We start from the raw sequence: 22,940 nt of genomic DNA, 5'->3' as shown, positions 1-22,940 counted from the left end.
GTTTAATAAAGGAGCCATTCTAGATCAGTTGGGTCATTTAGAAGATGCCTTTACTTTGTATAACGAGCTAATCGAACGATTTGGCGCAAGTAATTTGCCAGTAGTGCAAGAGTCAGTAGCAAAGGCAATGTTCAATAAAGGAGTCAAGCTAGGACAGTGGGGCTATTCAGAAGAAGCCATAACAATTTATGACGAGCTGATCGAGCGCTTTAGCACAAGTGATTTATCTGCACTGCAAGGGGTAGTTGCTGTGGCTCTGCTCAACAAAGGTGTCAGGCTAGGCCAGTTGGGGAGAATAGAAAACGAGATCACGGTATACGACCAGCTCATTCATTTTTTTGGCAAAAGCGATGTTTCTGAAGTGCAAAAGCACGTGGCCATGGCACTAGTCAACAAAGGTATCAGATTAGGGCAGCTAGCTCGCGTAGAAGAAGCCATCACAGTCTACGACGAGATAATCCAGTGTTTTGCTACAAGTGACGTGCCAGAAGTGCAAAAGCAAGTGGCTACGGCGCTGGTCAACAAAGGCGCTAGGCTTGGGCAGTTGGCACGCACGAAAGATGCCATCACAGTGTATGACGAGCTAATCCAGCGGTTTGGATCCTGCGATGTGCCAGAAGTTCAAGTGCATGTGGCTATGGCTTTGGTAAACAAAAGTATCATGCTAGGCAAAATGGGTAATTCAGAGGATGCCATCACTGTGTGCGACAAGTTAATCCAATGTTTTGGCACCAGCGATATGCCTGAAATGCAAGTGCAAGTTGGCAAAGCATTGCTTAATAAAGGTGTAATTCGGGGTCAGTTAGGGCATTTAGAAGACGCTATCACCGTGTATGACGAGTTAATCCAGCGTTTTAGTTCAAGTGATGTGCCAGATTTACAAAAGCAAGTGGGTGATGCGCTGGTCAATAAAGATATTCTGCTAGGCTACTTAACCCAGTAGGGAGCAATGAACAACGTGAATTGCACCACTATTTGCAAACGGTGCAATGCGCTGCGCTTATTGCACCCTACGTTTCTTCGTCAATTAGCCGGGGTGGGGTGGCTGAGCGCCGAGCCTTGCCAAAGCAACAAAAGGGGCGATCTGCGCCCCGAATTCTTTATAATGCCCCCCTTTAAAATCGCCGGACCCGGGTTCGGCGCGCGCTGATGGTCGCTGTGCCATCAGGCAGATCATCAGGATTGAGAAACGGTTATGCATACTCTGGAACAGCTGCGCGCAGGTGAATTGTGCGGTGCCCGCCATTTGAAGCTCTCTGAAAATCTGACGGAGTTCCCCCACGAGATTTTGAGCCTGAAAGAGACGCTGGAGGTGCTGGATCTTACCGGCAACCAGCTAAGCATGCTCCCTGACGAGCTGGCCGGATTTGGCAAACTGCGCATCATCTTCTGCTCCGAAAACCGCTTTACCGAGCTGCCCGAGGTGTTGGGGCGCTGTCCGGCGCTCACCATGGTGGGCTTTAAGGCCAACCAGATTGCCACCGTCTCGGCCAAAGCGCTGCCCGCCGGTTTGCGCTGGCTGATCCTGACCGATAACGTAATTGAACGGCTGCCCGATGAGCTGGGCCAGTGCGACGCCCTGCAAAAGCTGATGCTGGCGGGCAACCGCCTGCGCGAGCTGCCGGCCAGCCTTGCCAACTGCCGCAAGCTGGAGCTGCTGCGTATCGCCGCCAACCGCATCGAACGCTTCCCCGAGTGGCTGCTGTCGCTGCCGCGCCTTTCCTGGCTTGCCTACTCCGGCAACCCCTTTAGCGAGGGGGCGGAGGCGCGCGCCATCAGCGATGAGCAGGTTGCCAGCTTGCCGTGGCAGCGCCTTGTGCTCGGCGAGCTGTTGGGGCAGGGGGCCTCTGGCGTTATTCATCACGCGGCTATGCGCAGTGAGCCGCTAGTGGCCGAGCGGATGGCTGATGAGTCGAGCGATGCCATTGGCGCGAGTGAGGTGGCGGTCAAGATCTTCAAGGGGGCGGTGACCAGCGATGGCTTGCCCCAGTGCGAGATGGCGGCGTCGCTGGCGGCAGGTGCTCACCCCAACCTGATCCCCGTGCTGGGGCGGGTGGCCGATCACCCCTCCGGTATGCCGGCGCTGGTGATGGCGCTGATCGACCCGGCCTTTGCCAATCTGGCGGGGCCGCCGAGTCTGGCCTCCTGCACTCGCGATGTCTATGACGAAGGGCTGCGCTTTACCCTGGTCGAGGCGCTGACGTTGGCCCGGGGGATTGCCTCGGTGGCGGGTCATCTGCACCAGGCCGGCATCATGCACGGGGATCTCTACGGTCACAATATCCTCTTTACCCGCGGGCCCTCTGCCCACGCCCTGCTCGGCGATTTTGGCGCCGCCTCCCTCTATGACCTGCATGATCGCGAGCTGGCACAGGGGCTGGAGCGACTGGAGGTGCGTGCCTTTGGCTGCCTGCTGGAGGAGCTGCTGGCACGCTGCGATAGCGATGTTGATAAAGCGCAGCTTGCCGGTCTGCACCAGCTCACGGCGGCCTGCCTCTCTGAACTGCACGGCGAGCGGCCCGCTTTTGTCGAGATCGGCCGTCAGCTTGTGGCGGCGCGCAGCACCCTGTTGTGATCTTGCGGGCCCCTTCGGCCCGTTAAATTCTCCTCTTTTACTCATCAATCATCACCAACCCATGCCATTTTGGCATGAGTTTAAGCCCCTGTCTGCCTGCCGGAGAGGCCAGAGTGCACCGCTGGCCATCGCGGGGGATGCGGTGAGGGGCCGCCCGATAAAAAGGGTGGGCAGAGGGTTGCGTGGTGCCGGTTAAGTTGTGATATTGAGGCATCTTTTAGTAAGCAATTTTTATTAAGCAATGGGGAATCATGATGGAAGCTGCGTTTTGGCATCAGCGTTGGGAAGAGAACCGAATTGGCTTTCATCAGGCAGATTTCAACCGCTGGCTGCAATCCTGGTGGTCGGCGCAGCAGCCGGACGAGCCGGTGCTGGTGCCCCTGTGCGGCAAGTCCCGCGACATGCTCTGGCTGAGCGGGCAGGGTCATCCGGTCGATGGCTTCGAGCTCTCCTCCGTCGCCATCGCCAGCTTTTTCAGTGAAAACAGCCTGAAGGCGGCGGTGAGCGAGGTGGGCCCTTATCAGTGCCATCAGGTCGATAGCCTGCGCATCTTCGAAGGGGATTTCTTTGCCGCGCCGGAGCTCGGTCGCCGCTATCGGCTGGTCTATGACCGGGCGGCGCTGATCGCCCTGCCAACCGCCATGCGCCGCCAGTATGCCGCGCTGATGAGCCGGCTGGTGGAGGAGGGGGGCCAGATCTTGCTGGTGACCCTTGAATATCAGCCGGAGCAGCAGAGCCAGCCGCCCTTCTCGGTGGGCGAGATGGAGGTGCGGGCGCTGTTTGAACGGGACTTTCGGGTCGAGGTGCTGGGGCGGGCCGCCGAGGTGGATCACCCGCGGGTGCTCTCCGGTCAGCTCTCCTATTTTGACGAAGTGGCCTATCGCCTGATCCGACGCGCCTGACGGGCGGCCGGTGGGCTGCAAAGAGTGATCCGGCAGGGCAAATGAGTCGTCAGGTGGACTCTTCGCTACCTCCTTTGACGTAGATCAACGTGGTTTTCGGGGGGAGTGCCTAAGATGTGGCTGTTTCTCAATCACTGTTGGCATTGTACGGCGAGTTCAAGGGGTTTCCTGCTTGCCTGTCATCAACTCAGTGTCTGATTTTCACGCTCATGTTCACTTTTGGCGGCTTTGTCGCAATTGTTATGGTTTTTCCAGCCGACCCTCGTGGGTCGGCTTTTTATTGGCTGCGATTTGCCGTGGGCAGGAAAAACGGGGGGATGCGAGGCCTGATCAGGCCTCGAAGGTGGCGGCATTGAGCCGGAAGGCCCGCGGGTCGTCGATAAACTGGCCGGTGATCCGCTCCTCGTGCTCGTGGCCCTGCCCGTAGCTGCAGAGGATCAGCCGATCGGAGGTGCGTGAACGCAGCTGGGTGATAAAGCGCACCAGATCGGCGCGCGTCAGTTTGCCGACCTCCTCGCAGACCCGTTCCCGTTGATCGAACCCCAGATCCTTGTTGCCGATGCTGACCCACAGTCGCTGGCCGCGGCTGCGTAGATTGGCGTCGCGTTCGCTGAGCTGGGCCTGCAGCCCGGCCTTGCTCTCCTGCCACTGCTGCTCGGTAAATTCGAGCATGGCGAGCGGGAAGAGGTCGATAAACTCCTCCACCGCATCGAGCAGATGTTGGGGCCCCGCCACCGGCGACTGGATATAGAAAATCAGACCCGGGTGGCGATTGAGCGGCAAATTGCCTGCCCCCACCACATAACCGAGCTGCTGGCGGGTGCGCAGTTCGTGGAAGAAGGTGGAGGACATGATGTGGTTGGCCAGGGTAAAGCAGGCGAGATCCCGCGCCCGGGTGGTGCGGGACTGGTAGTAGACCAAGAGCGCCGAATCTTCGTGCTCGCAGCCTTGTTCGCGGATCAGGGTGCCCCTGTCCTGAATCGAGATAAGCGGGCGGCGGGTCTCGCCACTGGGCTTGCTGCTGGTGCCATTGATGTCGCTCAGGTGACGCTCCATCAGTGCCGCCAGCTCCAGCGCCTCGGCCGCCGTCCAGTCGCCGTGCACCAGCGTCTCGATATGCACCTCGGCAAAGAGGCTCGCCACGAAGTCAGGCATCTCGGAGAGCTCGACGGTGCGCAGGTGGCGCAGCAACTGCTCGAACGGCGGGTTATTGGGTTGCAGCAAACTGGTGAGCTGGTTGAACAGCTGGGAGATGGGGCGCGCCTTGGACTGGTTGTCCCAGTTGCGAATGAGCGCCTCCTTGATTTCGCTAAAGCGGCCCGGATCGGGATAACCCAGGGTGCGGTTGCCGAGGATCATGTCGAGCAAGAGCGGCTGCTTGTCGGCAAAGCCGCTCAGGTTGATGGTAAAGCCCCCCTGATGGGCATAGATCTGGTAGCCCAGCCCCGCCAGCTCCGCCGGATAGGTGAGGGCGTTGAGGTGGTCGGCCAGGAGCTCCACCGCAAGGCGCGCCATGGCGATGTGGCGCGGGCTTTTGACCGCGTGCTCGCTGTCGATGGAGATGTAGAGATTGCCCTTGGGCACGCTAAAGAGGTGCTCGTGGAGGTGCCAGAGGCGAAAGCCGGGGCGATCGATAAGACAGGCTGGCATCTCGGCCGCGATCTCCGGCGTGCGCGGATCGAGCCGGCTGCTGATAAAGGGGTTGGGCTTGGGCAGTGCCAGCGCCTTGTCCGGTGCGCTCTGCTGCCAGCGGATCTTCTCCGCCTCGGTGATGGTCGCCACGCTGTAGGGGGTCTGATACCAGCGGGCCAGCCGGTCGGTGGTTACCTCCGGCGCCGTGATGGTCATGCGCAGGTTGTGCGGGGTGAGCTTGGCGAGGAAGCGGCGGATCAGCGCCTCGTCATACTCCCGCATCATGTAGTCGCCGTACAGCAGATCCTCTGGCTGGTAGCTAAAGAGGTTGAGCACCAGCCCCGAGACCGTATCGAGCGGGCGGCCGCGCTCCTGAAAACGGAACGCCGATTCGAGCACGGTGCGCTTCTCGTCGTAGCGCCAGGCCTCCAGCCCTGCACGGTCGATAAGCTTGAGGTAGCCAAACAGGAAGGCCACGATCTCGTCCACATGTTCAAGGCCGAGCGGGGTGAGGCCGAAGTTGACGCCAAAATCCTTGAAGTTGGCGCCACTGATGCCGCCGCCTGCCGAGAGCTGGTTGACCCAGCCTTTCGCTTTAAGCAGTGAGAGCAGGCTGCCATCCCCTTCGTAGCCGATAAGGTGGCTCAGGAAGGTGAGGGGCTTTTTGTCATAAAAGGCGTCCACATTGGGCAGCGGGAAGGTGAGCGCCAGTTTGCGGGTCTCTTTCACCGGTTTGATCTGGATGCGGATGCCGAGGTCGTCGAGCCGGTAGAGTGGCATATCGAGAGTCGGCGTTCCCAAATTGCGATTCAAAATGGGAGCGAAATAGCGACAGCACCACTGCAGTTGGGTGTCTATGTCGGCGGGCGACATCATCACCAGCGCCATGCGATCCGCGCTGTAGTGGCTCTCGTAGAAGTTGATGAGGTCGGAGCGCAGATCCCGTCCCGGCAGATCGGCCAGGGTATCGAGGTTGCCGACTGAAAACTTGGCAAAGGGGTGAGCGGGATTGACCGTCTCCTTGTGGACCTGATAGCTGCGGCGCACATCATCCTGCAACTTGAGGCGGTATTCGGAGTCGACTGCGTTGCGCTCCTTGTCGACCCACTCCGGATCGAACGTGGGGCAGATAAAAAACTGGGCGAACCGGTCGAGACCCGCCTCGAAGAAGCCGTTGTCGATCTCGAAAAAGAAGTTGGTGAACTCGGTGCCGGTCCAGGCGTTGTTGCTGCCGCCATGACGGCTCATAAATTGCTGGTATTCACCCGGCTTGGGGTAGGTTGCGGTACCGAGAAAGAGCATGTGTTCGAGAAAGTGAGCCATCCCCTGTCGGTCGGCCGGATCGTCAAAATGGCCGGTATTGACCGCCAGAGAAGCGGCGGATTTGTCGGTATCGGGATCGCAAATCAACAAGACCCTGAGCCGGTTTGCCAGCTCCAGATAGTGGTATTGCCGATGGTCATTGGGACTGGCATATGGGCTCATTGGTGGGCGACTCACGTTGGATTTATTTGAATTTAAACATGATTATCGACCCCGCTATCCGGTGAGGCAAACCCTTTTCTGAGAGGTAGCGCAATTGTTTCAACACCCGTGGCGGGGTAAGATCCCCCGGCTATCAAAACAGGCCCGTTGGGCGAGGTTGTAATGAAGATCTATATCATGCGTCATGGCCAGGCTGGCATGAATGCGAAAACTGATGAACAGCGTCCATTGACCGAGCAGGGCATTGAAGAGTCCCTTCTGATGGCCCGCTGGTTGGCGCCTCAGCTGACCGGTCGTATCGATCGGGTGATCCACAGCAACTATCTGCGCGCCCGCCAAACCTGGCAGACCATATGCAAGGAATTACCTGACGCCGTTGTGGTGGAGGAGAGCGGTGATATTACCCCTTATGGTGATCCCGCCTTTGTCTCCAGCTACCTGACCGCGCTGGCAGAACAGCATCAGCAGATCATGCTGGTCAGCCATCTGCCGCTGGTGGGATATCTGGTGCAGAGCCTCTGTCCGGCCGCCGGAGCGCCCATGTTTGCCACCTCGGGCATTGCCTGCATCGAGTGGTACAATGGCAAAGGTTCCTTGCTCTGGCTCGAAGGGCCGCATACAATAGGCTAAAAGTTAATAAAAAGTTATAGATTGAATTTTTTGGGAAGAGATGGGCGAGTTTTCCGGATTTTTATGATTATTTTACGGAATTAATTCGCAGAAGCTGCTGTCATACGGATACAACTGCAAGAGGTTGCAAACGATGAGAGTGTTCAAGAAGTATCTGCCACTGATGGTGGCAAAACACGTCAAAACCTTCTTCAAAGGTCGGATCTATATCCATGGTCGGGGGCGGTTTGATTTTCAGTCCGGTTTGTTGCTCATGCCGAGCCAGGCGGACATTCCCCACCGTCAGACAGTCACCGAGGTCAATGAGCTGATCTCCAGACTGCACATGGATGCGGCGTGATAATCTTCTGAGAGTGTTTCTGCACGGATATGCCCGCGTTATGCGGGCATATTTGTTTTTGTCGATCCGGTTTTCTCTCTCGTGTCCGCCTTGATGGCAGCTTTGTTTCTCACCCGTTGCCCCCTATACTGCCTCGCTCAATTCTCGTTCGGGATGCCGGAGCCGTTGATGCCCCTTGCCTTTCTGTTCCCTCTCTCCTGCATTGCCATCTGGGCTGGCAATGGCGTCGTCAGCAAACTGGCGGTGGGAGTTCTCTCGCCCGCCGCGTTCGCCTGGTCCCGCTGGGTGGTGGCTGCGCTGGTATTGACCCCTTTTCTGGCTCGCCGGGTATGGCGCGAGCGGGCCCGTCTGCGTGCCGGTATCTGGCAGATCGCCTCACTGGCGCTGCTTGGCATGGTGCTAAACCAGACCTTCGGCTACTACGCGGCGCAAGCCATGGGCGCCACCGAGATGGGGCTGATGATGGGGTTGACGCCGCTGCTCACCGTGTTATTCAGCATCTGGTTGCTGCGTGAACGTCCCACCTGGGGCGCCATCCTGGGGGCACTGCTCTCCATCATGGGACTGGCCATTTTGCTGGGGCAGGGGGATCCGACTCGGCTCTTTACCCATGGCATCCAGATTGGCTCGGTCTACATGCTGCTCTCGGCCGGCACCTATGCGCTCTACAGCGTACTGCTCAAGAAGTGGGACCTTGGGCTCGACAACTGGTCGCTGCTCTACAGTCAGGTGCTCTGCAGCGTGGTGCTGCTGACCCCCTTCTATCTGCTGGTGGATGGTCAACTGCCCGAGGCGCGCGCGCTCTGGCTCATCTTCTATGCGGGGATCCCCGCATCGGCGCTCTGCCCCTGGCTCTGGATGCAGGGGATCACCCTGATCGGAGCCAACCGCACCGCCATCTTCATGAACCTGTTGCCGGTGATGACGGCAGGGCTTGCCATTTCACTGCTCGGGGAGCGGCTGACCGCCTACCATCTCATCGGCGGTGGCCTGACCCTGCTCGGGGTGCTGCTGGCCCAGCTGCTGGTGCAGCCGGTGGTATTGAGACGCAGTGCCCGGCAGGAGATGGCCATCTGTCAGGATGAGTGAGCGCGCCTATCGCCAGAGCGAAAATGAAAGCGCCTGCAGCAATGCAGGCGCTTTTTTGATGGCGGCTCTTTATGGTCAGAACACTACTGGTCAGCGCTACGGGGCAACCAGATAGAGATCGCGGCTGTAGACGATGTCTTGCGGGTTCTGATAGGGGTAACCCTTGACGAAAGGCTTGAGCAGGCGCGACTTGACGTAGAAGTAGACGGGGGCAATGGGCGCCTCGGCATCGATCAGCGCTTCAGCCTGCTGATAGAGCCGGTTGCGTTCGTCAGCATTCTGCGCATCGTGAGCCTTGGCCAGCAGGGCGTCGTACTCCTTGTTGAACCAGCGGCCGCTGTTGGCGCTGCTGCTGGAGGTCAGGATGTCGAGGAAGGTGGAGGCATCGTTGTAGTCACCATTCCACGAGTAGCGGCTTACCCCGAAATCCCCCTCGTTGAGGGTGGAGACCATGGTCTTCCACTCCATGTTGTTGAGCTTGGCGGTGACCCCCAGATTGTGTTTCCACATGGAGGAGATGGCCAGGGCGATCTTCCTGTGGCTCTCGTTGGTGTTGTAGAGGATATCCACATCAAGTGGCTTGCCGGGGCCATAACCCGCTTCGGCGAGCAGCGCCTTGGCCTGCTTGATCCGCTCCTCTTTGGTCTGCAGCTGGCTGGCCGGTTTTTTCAGATCAAAGCCGTCCACACTCGGTGGCGTCAGGCTGAAGGCGGGCAGTTGTCCCTGACCCAGGATCTTGTCGGTGATGGTCTCCCGATCGATGGCCAGCGACAGCGCTTTGCGCACCTTCGGGTTGTCGAACGGTTTGCGATGTATGTTGAAGACGTAGTAGTAGGTGGCCAGCATGGGGGCACTGACCAGCTCCTCCGGACTCTGGCTCTTGATGTGCTGGTACTGTTCCAGCGGATAGGTGGTGTAGTGCAACTCGCCGGTGCGGTAGCGGTTGTAGGCGGAGGTCTCCGACACCACCTCCAGATAGATCACCTTGTTCAGCACGGTGTGCCGGTTGTCCCAGTAGTGCGGGTTGCGCTCGGCGGTCAGCCGCTCGTTGGGGGTCCACTCCTTGAGCACAAAGGCGCCGTTGGAGACGATATTGCCGGGTTTGACCCACTCCTTGCCATATTTCTCGATGGTGGCTTTGGGGGCGGGGAAGGTGGTGTAGTGCGCCAGCGTCTTCAGGAAGAAGGGAACCGGGTTTTTCAGGGTCACCTGCAGGGTATGTTCATCCAGCGCCTTGACCCCCAGTGCATCGGGGCTCTTCTTGCCCTGAATCACCTCGCTGGCATTGGCGATACCCATCAATTCGATAAACCAGGCGTAGTTAGAGGCGGTCTTGGGATTGGCCGCCCGCTGCCAGCCGTAGACATAGTCGGCGGCGGTCACTGGCTCGCCGTTCGACCACTTGGCCTCCGGCCTCAGTTTGAAGGTGTAGACGGTGCCTGTGGGGTCGAGTTCATAGCTGAGCGCGCCAGCTGGCTGGGTCTTGCCGCTGGCATCCAGCACATAGAGACCTTCGAACAGATCGTTGACGACGGCGCTGCCGGCGCTCTCTTCCACCAGTTGCGGATCTATGGTGGTGGGTTCGGTGCCGATATTGGTGACAAAGGTTTGTTGATCCGGGGGCAGCAGCCTGGTGCCGGCCGGCACTTCGGCAGCCCAGACGGGCAGGGAGAGCAATCCGGCTACCGTGCCGGCAATGATAGTCTTGTTCATTGATAATCCTTATGTTTTTGCTTCCAACGGAAAACGAGTGTGCGTGATTGGCGTTTGGAACTCAATAGGGGAGAGGTCACTCGTATCTAGTGGGCCAGATGAGTGGTGAAAGAGAGGTAAACGTCAGCAAGGTCGCTGTTTGGCGCCGCTTTTTGGCGCAAAATAAGAGTCTGAAAGTTACCGTATGGCCCCCTTTTTATGACCGGGAAGAGTACAAATCAGGTTCAAATCGTCGTTTTATTAGCCCGCTTAATTCGCTGCAAAAACAAAAAACAGACGTTACATTAAGTTACAAAACAACACGGCCGAGGATCGGCTCTTTTTTTGTCGATGCTTGCAAACGTTTTCAATGCCAACGGAAACGATCTTAAAGGACCAAAAATGCGAAACATGATCACCATGGGCGAGTTCATCGTCAAAAAGCAGGCTGATTACCCTACCGCGACCGGCGAACTGACCTCGCTGCTGAGCTCAATCCGCCTTGCCGCCAAGGTGGTGAACCGGGAGATCAACAAGGCCGGGCTGGCCGATATCATCGGCTCCATGGGGGCTGAAAACGTGCAAGGCGAGGTGCAGCAGAAGCTGGACGTCTACGCCAATGAGCGCTTCAAGGCGGCGTTGGAGGCGCGCGGTGAGGTGTGTGGTATGGCCTCGGAAGAGGAAGAAGACTTCGTCGCCTTTGACTCGCCGCTTTCCAAAAACTCCAAATACGTGGTGCTGATAGATCCCCTCGACGGCTCTTCCAATATCGACGTAAACGTCTCGGTCGGGACCATCTTCTCCATCTATCGCCGGGTCAGCCCGCAGGGTTCCCCCGTCACCCTCGAGGATTTCCTGCAGCCGGGCAATCGTCAGGTCGCGGCCGGTTACGTGGTTTACGGCTCCTCTACCATGCTGGTCTATACCACCGGTTTTGGCGTCAACGGTTTTACCTATGACCCCTCCATCGGCTGCTTCTGCCTCTCCCACGAAAACATTCGTATTCCGGAAGAGGGCAAGATCTACTCCATCAACGAGGGCAACTACATCAAGTTCCCGGACGGGGTGAAGAAGTACCTCAAATATTGCCAAGAGCGGGATGAAGCGACTCACAGACCCTACACCTCCCGCTATATCGGATCCTTGGTTTCCGATTTCCATCGCAACCTGCTCAAGGGCGGCATCTACATCTATCCGTCCGGCACCAACTCGCCTAACGGCAAGCTGCGCCTGCTCTATGAGTGCAACCCGATGGCGTTTCTGGTGGAACAGGCGGGCGGCAAGGCCTCTGACGGCTTCAACCGGATCATGGATCTCCAGCCCACCGCGCTGCACCAGCGCACCCCCTACTTTGTCGGTTCGACCAAGATGGTGGAGCGGGCAGAGGCCTTCATGCGCGAATTCTCCTCCCACGAGGATCCAGCCAGTCAGGGGTAATCCTTTGATTTATCGCGAGTGAATAAAAAACGGGAGCCCTTGCGGCTCCCGTTTTGTTTTGGCATTTGCAGCCGTTACTGGCTGTGACTGGCCAGATCCGCCAGCAAACCATCCACCAATTTCAGGCGCATCGCACGATCCTGGGTCGGCACCTGGAAGCGTAGACGGGTCGGCCCGTCCATCTTGTAGATGCGCGGCTGCTCGGAGAGCAGCTTGACCAGATAGGTCGGATTGACCTTGGTCTCCTGGGTGAAGTCCAGATAGCCACCGCGCTCGCTCATCTCTACCCGGCGAATGCCAAGAGCGGTAGCGCGCTGGCGGAAGGCCGCCAGCTCCAGCAGGGTTTTGGTCGCCTCCGGCAAGAGGCCGAAGCGGTCGATCAGCTCCACTTTGAGCTCACGTAGCTCTTGCTCGTCAGCAGCGCTGGCGATCCGCTTGTACATGGAGAGGCGCATGTTGACGTCCGGGATGTAGTCGTCCGGCAACAGGGCAGGCAGGCGCAGCTCCACCTCGGTGTGCTGGCTCATCAGTTGCTCCAGCGAGGGCTCCTTGCCATTTTTCAGTGCCTCGACCGCCTGCTCCAGCATCTCCATATAGAGGGTGAAGCCGACCGATTCGATCTGGCCGCTCTGATCGTCACCGAGTAGTTCGCCCGCGCCACGGATCTCCAGATCGTGGGTCGCCAGCGCAAAGCCGGCACCGAGATCTTCGAGCGAGGCGATCGCCTCCAGCCGTTTGGCTGCATCCTTGGTCATCAGCTTGGGATGGGGGGTGAGCAGATAGGCATAGGCCTGATGGTGGGAGCGGCCAACCCGGCCCCGCAGCTGGTGCAGCTGGGCCAGACCGAGATGATCCGCCCGATCCATGATGATGGTGTTGGCGCTCGGCACGTCGATGCCGGTCTCGATAATGGTGGTGCAGACCAGCAGGTTGAAGCGCTGGTGGTAGAAGTCGGACATGATCCGCTCAAGGTCGCGCTCGCGCATCTGGCCGTGGGCGATACCGATGCGTGCCTCCGGCACCAATTCCGCCAGATCGGCGGCGCACTTCTCGATGCTCTCTACATCGTTGTGCAGGTAGTAAACCTGCCCACCGCGTTTGAGTTCCCGCAGTACCGCTTCGCGCACCACCGCCGGTTCGTGCTGGCGCACAAAGGTCTTGATGGCGAGTCGCTTGGCGGGTGGGGTGGCGATGATGGAGAGATCCCGCATGCCGGACATTGCCATGTTGAGGGTGCGCGGAATGGGGGTGGCTGTGAGGGTGAGAATATCCACGTCAGCGCGCAGCGCCTTGATCTTCTCCTTCTGGCGCACCCCGAATCTGTGCTCCTCATCGACGATGAGCAGTCCCAGATCCTTGAAGGTGAGTTCGGATCCGAGCAACTTGTGAGTGCCGATGATGATGTCCACCTTGCCCTCGGCCAGCTCCTGCATGACGCTGTTTTGCTCCTTGGCGGAGCGGAAGCGGCTCAGCACCTCGACCCGCACCGGCCAGTTGGCGAAGCGGTCGCGGAAGTTGTCGTAGTGCTGCTGGGCGAGCAGGGTGGTGGGCACCAGCACGGCGACCTGTTTGCCGCCATGAACGGCCACAAACGCCGCCCGCATCGCCACTTCGGTCTTGCCGAAGCCCACATCGCCGCACACCAGCCGATCCATGCTCTTGGCCTGACACATGTCCCCCAGCACCGCATTGATGGCGTTGAGCTGATCCTCGGTCTCCTCGAACGGGAAGCCGGCGGCAAACTGGCGATAGGCTTCGCGGTCGTGTTTGAAGGCAAAGCCGGCGCGAGCGGCACGGTGAGCGTAGACATCGAGCAGCTCGGCCGCCACGTCGCGCACTTTTTCCGCCGCCTTGCGCCGCGCCTTGCTCCAGGCCTCGCCGCCGAGCTTGTGGCTGGGCGGGTTGTCAGAGCCGGTGTAGCGGCTGATAAGGTGCAGACTGGTAACCGGCACAAACAGCTTGTCGCCGCCGGCATATTCGAGGGTCAAAAACTCGGTGGGCAGGCCACCGGCGTCGATGGTTTCAAGCCCCAGATAGCGGCCGACCCCGTGATCGAGGTGTACCACCGGCTGGCCCTGGGTCAGCTCGCCGAGGTTTCTGATCACCGCATCGGAGCTTAAGTTTTTGCTCTTCTCCCGTGCCCGCTTGCTGCGTACCTTGCCGCCCAGCAGCTCGGTTTCGGTGATCAGGGCCAGTGGCTGATTACTGGCATCAGCTCCGGCTTCCTGCCACAGGAAACCGCGCTCGAGTGGTGCAACCAGCAGGCCGTGGCGATCCTGGCTCGCCATAAAGTCGTCGAGGGAGGGGAACTCCTTGGGTTGCAGCGCGATGCGCGCCAGCAGCTCGCCCAGCACTTCACGCCGACCCTCGGACTCCACCGCAAACAGGGTGCGCCCGGCAAAGCCTTGCAGGAACTGGTTGAGCGCCAGCAGCGGCTGCTCCTTGCTGTGGTCGAGTTGCAGGTCCGGCAGTGTGCTGGCCGGCATATCGTGTTGCCCCGCATCGCCGGCGGTCGGCCCCTCCTGCAACCTGACGGCGCCGTAGTGGCCAAGAGCGGCAAAGAGCTGCTCCACCGGCAGGTAGAGCTGGGCCGGGGGGAGCAGGGGACGGGTATTGTCCCAGCGCCTGTCCTCGTAGCGTTGCTCGATATCGTTCCAGAAGCGCTGGGCGGCGGGGTAGATATCCCCCACGGTGAGCAGCAGGGTCTCTGCCGGCAGGTAGTCAAACAGGCAGGCAGTCTGGTCGAAGAAGAGCGGCAGATAATACTCGATGCCGGCAGGCCAGCGTCCCTTGCTCACCTCCTGATAGACGGAGCCCTCGGCGCGGGAGATCTCGAACTGCTCGCGATAGTGGCCGCGAAACAGCTCGATGGCCCCCTCATCGGTCGGAAACTCCCGGGCAGGCAGCAGGCTGACGCTCTTGACCGGCTCGCTGGAGCGCTGGGTTTCCGGATCGAACGGACGGATGGAGTCCACTTCATCGTCGAAGAAGTCGATGCGATAGGGGCTGCTGCTGCCCATGGGGAAGAGGTCAAGCAGGGAGCCACGGGCGGCAAACTCGCCGTGTTCCAGTACCTGATCCACCGCCACGTAACCCGCTTCGGCGAGGCGCCCGCGCAGCTGTTGCAGGTTGAGGCGCTGGCCGCTTTTCACCATCAGGCTGTATTTGTCGAGATAGGCGCGCGGCGCACAACGCAGCATCAGGGTCGAGACGGGGACGATCAGTACGCCACTGCTCATCTGCGGCAGCTTGTAGAGGGTCTCGAGCCGCTGGGAGATGATGTCCTGATGGGGGGAGAAGGTGTCGTAGGGCAGGGTCTCCCAATCCGGGAACAGCAGTACCGAGCAGCCCTTGTCGGCCAGCAGGTATTGGAGTTCCTGCTCGAGGCGAAGGGCACTCGGGGTGTCTGCGGTGAGCAGCAGCACGGGCCCCTTGTTTTGTGTAATAAGGCGAGCAGCGATGAGCGAGAGGCTGCTGCCGACCAGTTGGCCGAGCGTGATCTTTTGGCCCGCTTTGGCGGGCAAGGCGGGGAGTGTCATTGGCATCGTTCGATTCTTTTAACGTTGTTGGCGCTCTTGGGCACGCAGTTTGAGCTGTTTGGATTGCACATGGAGGCTGGCGCGTACCAGCAGTTCACGGTCATCTTCACGGATCCGCACATAGTCGAGCACTACATGGGTGCCATGCTCGCCCGGGGTGACCTCCCTGACCTGGCCATAGCAGTAGATGGCGGCAGCCTCTTCGCGCAGGAAGATCTTGAGGCGCACTATCTGGTGCGGATGCGGCGCATCCCCGTGGCCATGATAGGGGTGCAGGTAGGTGAGCTCGCCAGCGCCAAAGCGCAGGGTGTGGAAGCGCTGCTCGGGGTGATCCTGCATGGAGAGCACATAGCCCATGATCATGTCGATCTTGCGCGACTGCTGATTGACGATCTCGACCAGGTCGTGCATCGATTCGTTCTGATTGCGCAGCAGCCGGCTGGTCACCATGTCGATGGAGGTGATGGCCGAGGAGATGCGAAAAGGCTCCGGCAGCTCAGCGTCCAGCTCCGTGAGCGAAGGGAGATGGAAGTCTGCCGGCATGGGGATCACATTGACCGGCATGGCATGAGTAACGCTGAAGAACTGTTCCTGCATGGAGGCTATCCCTTGTTGTCATGGACGGTTTCCCTTTATTATCCGGTATCTTATTTTGTTGGCAACGTAGATATCCTTGAAGACCGGACTTTTTCAGCCCCTTTCGCTGGCCATCGGCCTGCGTTATGCAGGCTCGAAGCGCAGCAACCGCTTCGTCTCATTTATCTCCCTGTTCTCCACCTTCGGCATTGCTATCGGGGTTGCGGCCCTGATGGTGGTCATTTCGGTGATGAACGGTTTCGAAGGCCAGCTCAAGGGGCGCATCCTCGGGGTGATCCCCCATGTGGTGGTCACCAACGAGGCTGGCCGCATTGATGCCGCGCCGCAAGGGCTGCCGGACCTGGCCAGGCTGCCTCATGTGGTGGCCACGGCCCCCATGCTCGACAGCGAAGGGATGCTGCAAAGCCCCGGCCAGCTCACCGGCGTCAGCGTGCAGGGGATCGATCCTGCCCTCTGGCCCAAGGATGACATCCTGCACTCCCAGATGCTGGGGGGGCGCCTCGATACCTTGCAGGCCGGTCACTACCGCATCGTGCTGGGGCAGGGGGTGGCACGCCGCCTCAATGTCACCATCGGTGATCAGGTTCGCCTGATCCTGACCGAAGGTTCCCGCTTTACCCCCTTTGGCCGGGTGCCGGCCCAGCGCCTCTTTACCGTCTCCGGTATCTTCGGGGTGGGTGCCGATGTGGATAACCAGATTGCATTCATTGCGCTGGGGGATGCCCAACGTCTGCTCCGTCTGCCGACAGAAACCGTCGGTGGCATTCGCCTCTGGCTCGATGATCCGTTTGCCGCTGATCAGGTGATCAAAACGCCGCTGCCGGACGGGCTGCTGTGGCAGGATTGGCGCCGTGAGCGGGGCGAGCTGTTCCAGGCGGTCGCCATGGAGAAGCGGATGATGGGGCTGATGCTGGTGCTGATCATCGCCGTTGCGACCTTCAACATCCTCTCTGCGCTGGTGATGGTGGTGACTGACAAGGAGGGCGAAGTGGCCATCCTGCGCACCATGGGCATGAGCGAGTCGGGGATCGTCAAAATTTTCATGGTGCTCGGTGCCTCCAGCGGGGTGATTGGCTCCCTGTTTGGTGCGCTGGCAGGGCTTGGCCTGACCCAGGGTCTCAACCCGCTGCTCAATGCGGTGGGGCTCAACCTCTATATGGCTGCGGGCGGGAGCGGTTTGCCGGTCATCGTCGAGCCAACTCAGGTCGTCACCATTTTGCTGGGCGCCGTGCTGCTCAGCTTCAGCGCCACCCTTTATCCAGCAGCCCGCGCGGCGCGGGTGAAGCCGGCGGAGGCGCTGCGTTATGAATAATTCATCTTCTGTTGTTACCTCTGGTGCGATTACTGGAGCAAGTGGAGCCCCCTTTATGAATGAAGCTGTATCCCGTGAGCCTCTGCTGCGTTGCCAGGCCCTCAACCATGTCTACAAAGAAGGTGAGCTGGAGACCCAGGTACTCAAGGGGATCGATTTGAGCGTCGCACCGGGCGAGATGCTGGCGGTAGTGGGGAGCTCGGGCTCCGGCAAGACCACCCTGCTGCACCTGATGGGGGCGCTTGATAACCCCTCCAGCGGCGCCGTGCTGTTCAAGGGGGAGGATATTCACCATTGGGATAGCCGTACCCAGGCCCGTTTTCGCAATCAGGAGCTGGGTTTCGTCTATCAGTTCCACCACCTGCTCTCCGAGTTCAGTGCGCTGGAAAATGCCGCCATGCCGCTGCTGATCGCCGGTGAATCGGTGGCGGTCGCTACCGAGAAGGCGACCCGGATGCTGGGGCGGGTAGGGCTCTCCCATCGTCTCAACCACAGACCGTCTGAACTCTCCGGTGGTGAACGCCAGCGAGTGGCGATTGCCCGTGCGCTGGTCAACGAACCGAGTCTGGTGCTGGCGGACGAGCCGACCGGTAACCTGGATCACGCCAGTGCTACCGCGGTGTACGAGCTGCTGTGTGAGCTCAACCGCGAGCTGGGCACTGCATTTGTGGTGGTCACCCACGATCTGAGTCTGGCGGCCAAGCTCCATCGCCGGGTCACGCTGGTGAGCGGCGTGATGGCGGAGGTTGCCTGATGTTCAAACCGCTGCCCCTCTTTCTGGGCCTGCGCTATAGCCGCTCCCGTCGTCGCAACGGGTTTATCGCCTTTATCTCCGCCTCTTCCCTGATCGGGATCGCCCTCGGGGTGATGGCGCTGATCCTGGGTCTCTCCGCCATGAACGGCTTCGAGCGTGAACTGAAAGACAGGGTGCTCTCCGTGGTGCCGCAAGGGGAGCTGGATGCTGTCGAGAGGCCGCTGCCAGATTGGCCGCGTCTGCGCGACTACCTGCTGGCGCAGCCCGGGGTGGAAGCTGCGGCCCCCGTCATTCGTCTCAACGGCCTGCTGGAGCATGGCTCGGCCCTCAAGGGAGTTCAGCTGCGCGCCGTGCTGCCCGATCTGGAAGCCAATCTCTCAGATGCAGGCAAATACATGACGGGCCGTGGTCTGCGTGAACTTCAGCCCGGCGAGCGGGGAGTTATCCTCGGCAAGACCATCGCCGACAAGCTGGGGGTGAAGGTTGGCGACACCCTTGCTCTGCTGTTGCCGCAAGGGGGTGATCAGACGGGGATCAAGAATCCCCGCCGGGAAACCCTGACCGTGGTCGGGTTGCTGGAGATCGGCGGTCAGCTCGATGGCCTGCTCGGTTTCATGCACCTGACCGATGCGCAAGCGATCACCGGTATGGGCAGCGATGTGGAGGGTTTCAGCCTGCGGGTGAGTGATGTGCTCAAGGCGCAGTCCATTACGGTCGCGGCGGCCCAGCGCTTCCCCCATCACGTCTATATCCGCAGCTGGATGAACAGCCAGGGCTATCTCTATCAGGACATCCAGATGGTGCGTACCGTCATGTATGTGGTGATGCTGATGGTGGTGGCAGTGGCTTGCTTCAATATCGTCTCAACCCTGGTGATGGCGGTGAACGAGAAGCGCAGCGAGATCGCCATCCTCAAGACCATGGGGGCGAGTCCGGGCCAGATCCGGCTCACCTTCGTCATTCAGGGGATGGTCAACGGCGTGGCTGGTGCCCTGCTCGGCGCGCTGCTGGGGGGCCTGCTCTCCAGTAAGCTGACCCAGATCCTGGGTGTCATCGAGAAGCTCATTGGCCACCGCTTCCTCAATCCGGATATCTACTTCATCGACTTCCTGCCGACCGAGCTGCATATGCAGGATCTGGTTATCGTAACGGGGGCTGCCATCCTGATGAGTCTGCTGGCGACCCTCTATCCCGCCTGGCGGGCGAGCGGTCTGGTTCCGTCTCGAGAGCTCGGTCACTGATTGCCTGCTACTCCGTAGCGAAAAAGCACATCGATAAAAAATCAGCACTAAATAAAGAGCCCGCCAGTGTTAAACCGGCGGGCTCTTCTCTTTTGCTGTGATCCGAGTTGCTCTAGTGGGCGTTCAGCTCATCCAGCGGCAGAGAGAAGCTCGCAACGAAGGTGTCGATAAAGTAGCGCATCTCATCGCTCATCCGCGCTTCCAGCATGGCTTCGAGGCGTTTGCGAGCCGGTTCAAACTCCCGGTTGCCCGCGTTGATCTCCTCCAGACACTTGGTATAGGCGCAGAGAGTGTCGGCATCCTTGACCAGCCTGGCCAGCTCGCCATCCTGTGCTGCCGAGTCGAGCAGCGGGCGAAAATCCTCCACCAGTTCCGCTGGCAGCATGCCAAGCAGGCGCTGCTCGGCGGCCAGTTCAATCTTCTTGTATTCGCGGGCAATCTCGGGATTGAAGTATTTGACCGGGGTGGGCAGATCGCCGGTCAGTACCTCGCTGCTGTCGTGATAGAGGGCCATCACTGCGGCGCGGTCGGCATTCACGCTGCCGCCAAACAGCCGGTTTTTGATGATGCCGAGGGCATGGGCCACCATGGCGACCTGCAGGCTGTGTTCGGCGATGTTTTCCGGCTGGATGTTGCGCATCAAGGGCCAGCGATAGATGAGTTTCATGCGGGCGAGATTGGCAAAAAAGTGGCTGGGGAGCATGGAATGCCTCGAATAGATGCAATAAAAAAGGGCAGACCCTAGTCTGCCCTTTTTTTGCAACGCAGGCACCGCCTGTCATCCGATTTTTAACCCACTCAGCGGATATAGCGGCCTGATTCGGCTTCCTGATTGGTCACGATCATCTGGCCGATGGGAGCCAGACTGATGATGGCCAGCTTGAGGTGCTGGATACCAAACGGGATGCCGACGATGGTGATGAAACAGGCCAGAGCAGAGGCAATGTGGCCTATGGCCAGCCAGATCCCGATCAGCACGAACCAGATGATGTTGCCAATCAGCCCGAGGGTGCCGGTGCCGATATCACCTTGACCCGTCATCGCCTTGCGACTGACTGCCTGCTTGCCGAAGGGGAAGAAGGTGAAGGTGCCAATAACGAAGCAGGCACGTCCCCAGGGGATGCCGACCAGCGAGATAAAGCAGAGCATACCGGCCAGCCACCAGGCCAGGCCCATAAAGACACCTCCCAGTACAAACCAGAGCAGATTGAACAAGAAGCGGAAAAAGGCCATGTTGGATACTCCAGATTTATCAAGTTGGTTGCCACCATAACGAGGCAGGGCAGGGGACGCAACGATTGATTGGCCCGGATTTACCGGGCCGGTCAACTCGGGTCGTGATACCACATATGGGCAGCAGGTATTCAGTTGCCGGATATTGACCAATAGATCGGTGTTTTAGGCAAATTTGCGCAGAAAAAGGTGAGCAAGCGCAAAAATATCGCGCGATGCCTGTTGAAGTTCGGGCTGCAACTCCCCATATAAAAGGCACTTTTGCACGAATTGTGCCTCTGCGGCGCCCAATGTGGGGGTTGTGTGGCTCGACTCGACCAGAGTGCGCCGCTATAATGCCGCGTCATATTTTCTCATCACAAAGACATATTGTTGTCTTTATAAACAGGAAGACTCCGGCTTTGCCCGGAGGCAATAAAGGGTCAGCACACAGTGCTGAGTTGAACGAGGTAGAAGAATGCAAGTTTCTGTAGAGACAACCCAGGGTCTGGAACGCCGTCTTACCATCACTGTACCGGCTGCTACCGTAGACGCCGCTGTGCGCAAAGAATTGAACGGCCTGGCCAAAACCCGTCGCATCGACGGTTTCCGTCCTGGCAAGGCTCCGGTTGCCATCATCAAGAAGATGTTTGGTGCCATGGCTCACGCCCGTGTTGCCGATGAAATGATGCAGAACAACTTCATCAAAGCCATCATCGAAAACAAACTGAGCCCGGCTGGCGCGCCGACCATGGATCCGAAAGAGATCAAAGAAGGCGAAGATTTCGAATTCACCGCCACTTTCGAAGTGTACCCGGAGTTCGAAGTTGCCGGTCTGGAGAGCATCAAGGTTGAGAAGCCGGTTGCTACCGTGAAGGACGAAGATCTGGCCAACATGATCGACACCCTGCGCAAGCAGCACGCTACCTGGGCTGAAGCTGACGTGGCTGCTGCCAACGGCATGCGTGTGACCATGGACTTCGTCGGTTCCATCGACGGTGAAGAGTTCGAAGGTGGCAAGGCTGAAGGTTTCAACCTGGTGCTGGGCGCTGGCCGCATGATCCCGGGCTTCGAAGATGCCATCCTGGGCAAGAAAGCGGGCGACGAGTTCACCATCGAAGTGACCTTCCCGGCTGACTACCACGCTGAAAACCTGAAAGGCAAAGCGGCCAAGTTCGCTTCCAAGCTGAATAAGGTTGAAGAGCAGATCCTGCCTGAGCTGACCGAAGAGTTCGTCAAGCGTTTCGGCATCGAGAGCGGTTCTGTTGAAGAGCTGAAAGCCGAAGTGCGCAAGAACATGGAGCGCGAACTGGCTCAAGCCCTGAAAAACAGCGTGAAAGAGCAGGTTCTGAACGGTCTGGTTGAAGCCAACCAAATCGATCTGCCGAAAGCTGCCGTCGCACAAGAGATCGACGCTCTGCGTCAGCAGGCTCTGCAGCGCTTCGGTGGTTTCCAGGGCGGTAACGCTCCGGAGCTGCCGGCTGAGCTGTTCCAGGCTCAGGCCGAGCGTCGTGTACGCGTAGGTCTGCTGCTGGGCGACGTGATCCGCACCAACGAACTCAAGGCTGACGATGCTCGCGTGACCAGCATCATCGAATCCATGGCCACTGCGTACGAAGATCCGAAAGAAGTGATCGAGTACTACCAGAAGAACGAACAGATGCTGAACGGCGTTCGTAACCTGGCCATCGAAGATCAAGCTATCGACCTGATCCTCTCCAAAGCGCAAGTGACCGAAAAAGAAGTTGCCTTTGACGAAGTGATCAACAAGTCTGGCGCCGCTGCCTAAGAACATTTGACTTAAGGTCAAGACTGTTAAGTATAATGGCTCGTGTGATCTCCACTCGGGCCATTTTATTTTAGGGACAATGCCTTATGTACAAGAACTATAACGATGTGACCGATTCTCCCAGCAATGCGCTGGTCCCCATCGTGGTCGAACAGACTGCCAAGGGTGAGCGTTCCTACGATATTTACTCCCGTCTGCTGAAAGAGCGGGTGATCTTCCTGACCGGTCAGGTTGAAGATCACATGGCCAATCTGGTGGTTGCCCAGTTGCTGTTCCTCGAGTCCGAGAATCCGGACAAGGATATCTACATCTACATCAACTCTCCGGGCGGCTCAGTGACTGCCGGCATGTCCATCTATGACACCATGCAGTTCATCAAGCCGGACGTGAGCACCGTCTGCATGGGGCAGGCCTGCTCCATGGGCGCCTTCCTGCTGGCTGGCGGTGCCAAGGGCAAGCGTTTCTGCCTGCCCAATGCCCGCGTGATGATCCACCAGCCGTTGGGCGGTTTCCAGGGTCAGGCATCTGATATCCAGATCCACGCTCAAGAGATCCTGAAGATCAAAAATACCCTGAACGAGCGTTTGGCTTTCCATACCGGTCAGGATATGGCTACCATCGAACGCGACACCGACCGCGACAACTTCATGTCTGCCGAGCAGGCAGTCGCTTACGGTCTGGTCGACGGTGTCTTGACTCAGCGCGGCTGAGCAG

Annotated in this window: 18 protein-coding genes; 12 read left to right on the top strand and 6 right to left on the bottom strand. The window is 59.1% G+C overall.

The window, feature by feature from the left end; genetic code table 11:
* From LG31_RS0103615 to LG31_RS0103605, 3 genes are all read left to right on the top strand, one after another.
* Positions 1 to 943: tetratricopeptide repeat protein (locus LG31_RS0103615; protein WP_152598288.1), on the top strand; the 943-nt coding region annotated here is incomplete at its 5' end.
* A gap of 252 nt (positions 944 to 1,195) precedes the next feature.
* Positions 1,196 to 2,575 (top strand): leucine-rich repeat-containing protein kinase family protein, encoded by a 1,380-nt coding sequence (locus LG31_RS0103610; RefSeq protein ID WP_033113138.1) that lies wholly within the window; start codon positions 1,196 to 1,198, stop codon positions 2,573 to 2,575.
* Between the two features lie 254 nt (positions 2,576 to 2,829).
* Positions 2,830 to 3,477 (top strand): thiopurine S-methyltransferase, encoded by a 648-nt coding sequence (locus LG31_RS0103605; protein ID WP_033113141.1) that lies wholly within the window; start codon positions 2,830 to 2,832, stop codon positions 3,475 to 3,477.
* A 330-nt stretch (positions 3,478 to 3,807) separates the two neighbouring features.
* Here LG31_RS0103605 and LG31_RS0103600 read toward each other — a convergent pair whose 3' ends face one another.
* On the bottom strand, positions 3,808 to 6,594 hold the full coding sequence (locus LG31_RS0103600) for an insulinase family protein (protein ID WP_033113137.1): 2,787 nt from the start codon (positions 6,592 to 6,594) through the stop codon (positions 3,808 to 3,810).
* Between the two features lie 162 nt (positions 6,595 to 6,756).
* On the opposite strand from LG31_RS0103600, the gene sixA reads away from it, so the two are divergent.
* From sixA to LG31_RS0103585, 3 genes are all read left to right on the top strand, one after another.
* Entirely contained in the window at positions 6,757 to 7,224 is a 468-nt protein-coding gene (gene sixA, locus LG31_RS0103595) for a phosphohistidine phosphatase SixA (RefSeq protein ID WP_033113136.1), read from the top strand.
* A 133-nt stretch (positions 7,225 to 7,357) separates the two neighbouring features.
* On the top strand, positions 7,358 to 7,564 hold the full coding sequence (locus LG31_RS0103590; RefSeq protein ID WP_026457339.1) for a DUF1107 domain-containing protein: 207 nt from the start codon (positions 7,358 to 7,360) through the stop codon (positions 7,562 to 7,564).
* Between the two features lie 168 nt (positions 7,565 to 7,732).
* On the top strand, positions 7,733 to 8,653 hold the full coding sequence (locus LG31_RS0103585; RefSeq protein WP_033113135.1) for a DMT family transporter: 921 nt from the start codon (positions 7,733 to 7,735) through the stop codon (positions 8,651 to 8,653).
* A 96-nt stretch (positions 8,654 to 8,749) separates the two neighbouring features.
* Here the strand turns inward: LG31_RS0103585 and LG31_RS0103580 are convergent, their stop codons facing one another.
* Positions 8,750 to 10,366 (bottom strand): peptide ABC transporter substrate-binding protein, encoded by a 1,617-nt coding sequence (locus tag LG31_RS0103580; RefSeq protein WP_033113134.1) that lies wholly within the window; start codon positions 10,364 to 10,366, stop codon positions 8,750 to 8,752.
* A 381-nt stretch (positions 10,367 to 10,747) separates the two neighbouring features.
* Here LG31_RS0103580 and fbp point away from each other — a divergent pair, with 381 nt between their 5' ends.
* On the top strand, positions 10,748 to 11,782 hold the full coding sequence (gene fbp / locus LG31_RS0103575) for a class 1 fructose-bisphosphatase (protein WP_033113133.1): 1,035 nt from the start codon (positions 10,748 to 10,750) through the stop codon (positions 11,780 to 11,782).
* 74 nt (positions 11,783 to 11,856) lie between these two features.
* On the opposite strand, the gene mfd is transcribed toward fbp, so the two are convergent.
* Both mfd and LG31_RS0103565 read right to left on the bottom strand, forming a co-directional pair.
* Positions 11,857 to 15,321, bottom strand: a complete 3,465-nt coding sequence (gene mfd, locus LG31_RS0103570; protein WP_033113132.1) for a transcription-repair coupling factor — start codon at positions 15,319 to 15,321, stop codon at positions 11,857 to 11,859.
* An 18-nt stretch (positions 15,322 to 15,339) separates the two neighbouring features.
* Positions 15,340 to 15,918, bottom strand: coding sequence for a PilZ domain-containing protein (locus LG31_RS0103565; RefSeq protein WP_033113131.1), 579 nt, complete (start codon positions 15,916 to 15,918; stop codon positions 15,340 to 15,342).
* Between the two features lie 76 nt (positions 15,919 to 15,994).
* On the opposite strand from LG31_RS0103565, the gene LG31_RS0103560 reads away from it, so the two are divergent.
* The 3 genes from LG31_RS0103560 to lolE are packed head-to-tail and all read left to right on the top strand — an operon-like array spanning position 15,995 to position 19,225.
* Positions 15,995 to 17,230, top strand: a complete 1,236-nt coding sequence (locus LG31_RS0103560) for a lipoprotein-releasing ABC transporter permease subunit (protein WP_033113130.1) — start codon at positions 15,995 to 15,997, stop codon at positions 17,228 to 17,230.
* Positions 17,231 to 17,285: 55 nt separating this feature from the next.
* On the top strand, positions 17,286 to 17,984 hold the full coding sequence (lolD, locus tag LG31_RS0103555) for a lipoprotein-releasing ABC transporter ATP-binding protein LolD (protein WP_033113129.1): 699 nt from the start codon (positions 17,286 to 17,288) through the stop codon (positions 17,982 to 17,984).
* Positions 17,984 to 19,225 (top strand): lipoprotein-releasing ABC transporter permease subunit LolE, encoded by a 1,242-nt coding sequence (gene lolE / locus LG31_RS0103550; protein ID WP_033113128.1) that lies wholly within the window; start codon positions 17,984 to 17,986, stop codon positions 19,223 to 19,225. Before lolD ends, lolE begins: the two co-directional genes overlap by 1 nt.
* A 112-nt stretch (positions 19,226 to 19,337) precedes the next feature.
* Here the strand turns inward: lolE and yfbR are convergent, their stop codons facing one another.
* Both yfbR and LG31_RS0103540 read right to left on the bottom strand, forming a co-directional pair.
* Positions 19,338 to 19,928, bottom strand: a complete 591-nt coding sequence (gene yfbR, locus LG31_RS0103545; RefSeq protein ID WP_033113127.1) for a 5'-deoxynucleotidase — start codon at positions 19,926 to 19,928, stop codon at positions 19,338 to 19,340.
* Positions 19,929 to 20,023: 95 nt separating this feature from the next.
* Complete coding sequence (locus LG31_RS0103540) at positions 20,024 to 20,458, bottom strand: YccF domain-containing protein (protein WP_033113126.1); 435 nt, start codon at positions 20,456 to 20,458, stop codon at positions 20,024 to 20,026.
* Positions 20,459 to 20,915: 457 nt separating this feature from the next.
* Between LG31_RS0103540 and tig the strand changes: the two genes are divergently transcribed.
* Positions 20,916 to 22,226: a trigger factor gene (tig, locus tag LG31_RS0103535; protein ID WP_033113125.1), complete on the top strand. Its 1,311-nt coding sequence runs from the start codon at positions 20,916 to 20,918 to the stop codon at positions 22,224 to 22,226.
* Positions 22,227 to 22,312: 86 nt separating this feature from the next.
* Entirely contained in the window at positions 22,313 to 22,936 is a 624-nt protein-coding gene (gene clpP, locus LG31_RS0103530) for an ATP-dependent Clp endopeptidase proteolytic subunit ClpP (protein ID WP_033113124.1), read from the top strand.
* Positions 22,937 to 22,940 lie beyond the last annotated feature (4 nt).

Source organism: Aeromonas lacus, from assembly GCF_000764665.1.
Taxonomy (GTDB): Bacteria; Pseudomonadota; Gammaproteobacteria; order Enterobacterales; family Aeromonadaceae; genus Aeromonas; species Aeromonas lacus.
Note: the sequence above shows the minus strand (reverse complement) of the source record. Positions and strands in the feature narration are given on the sequence as shown.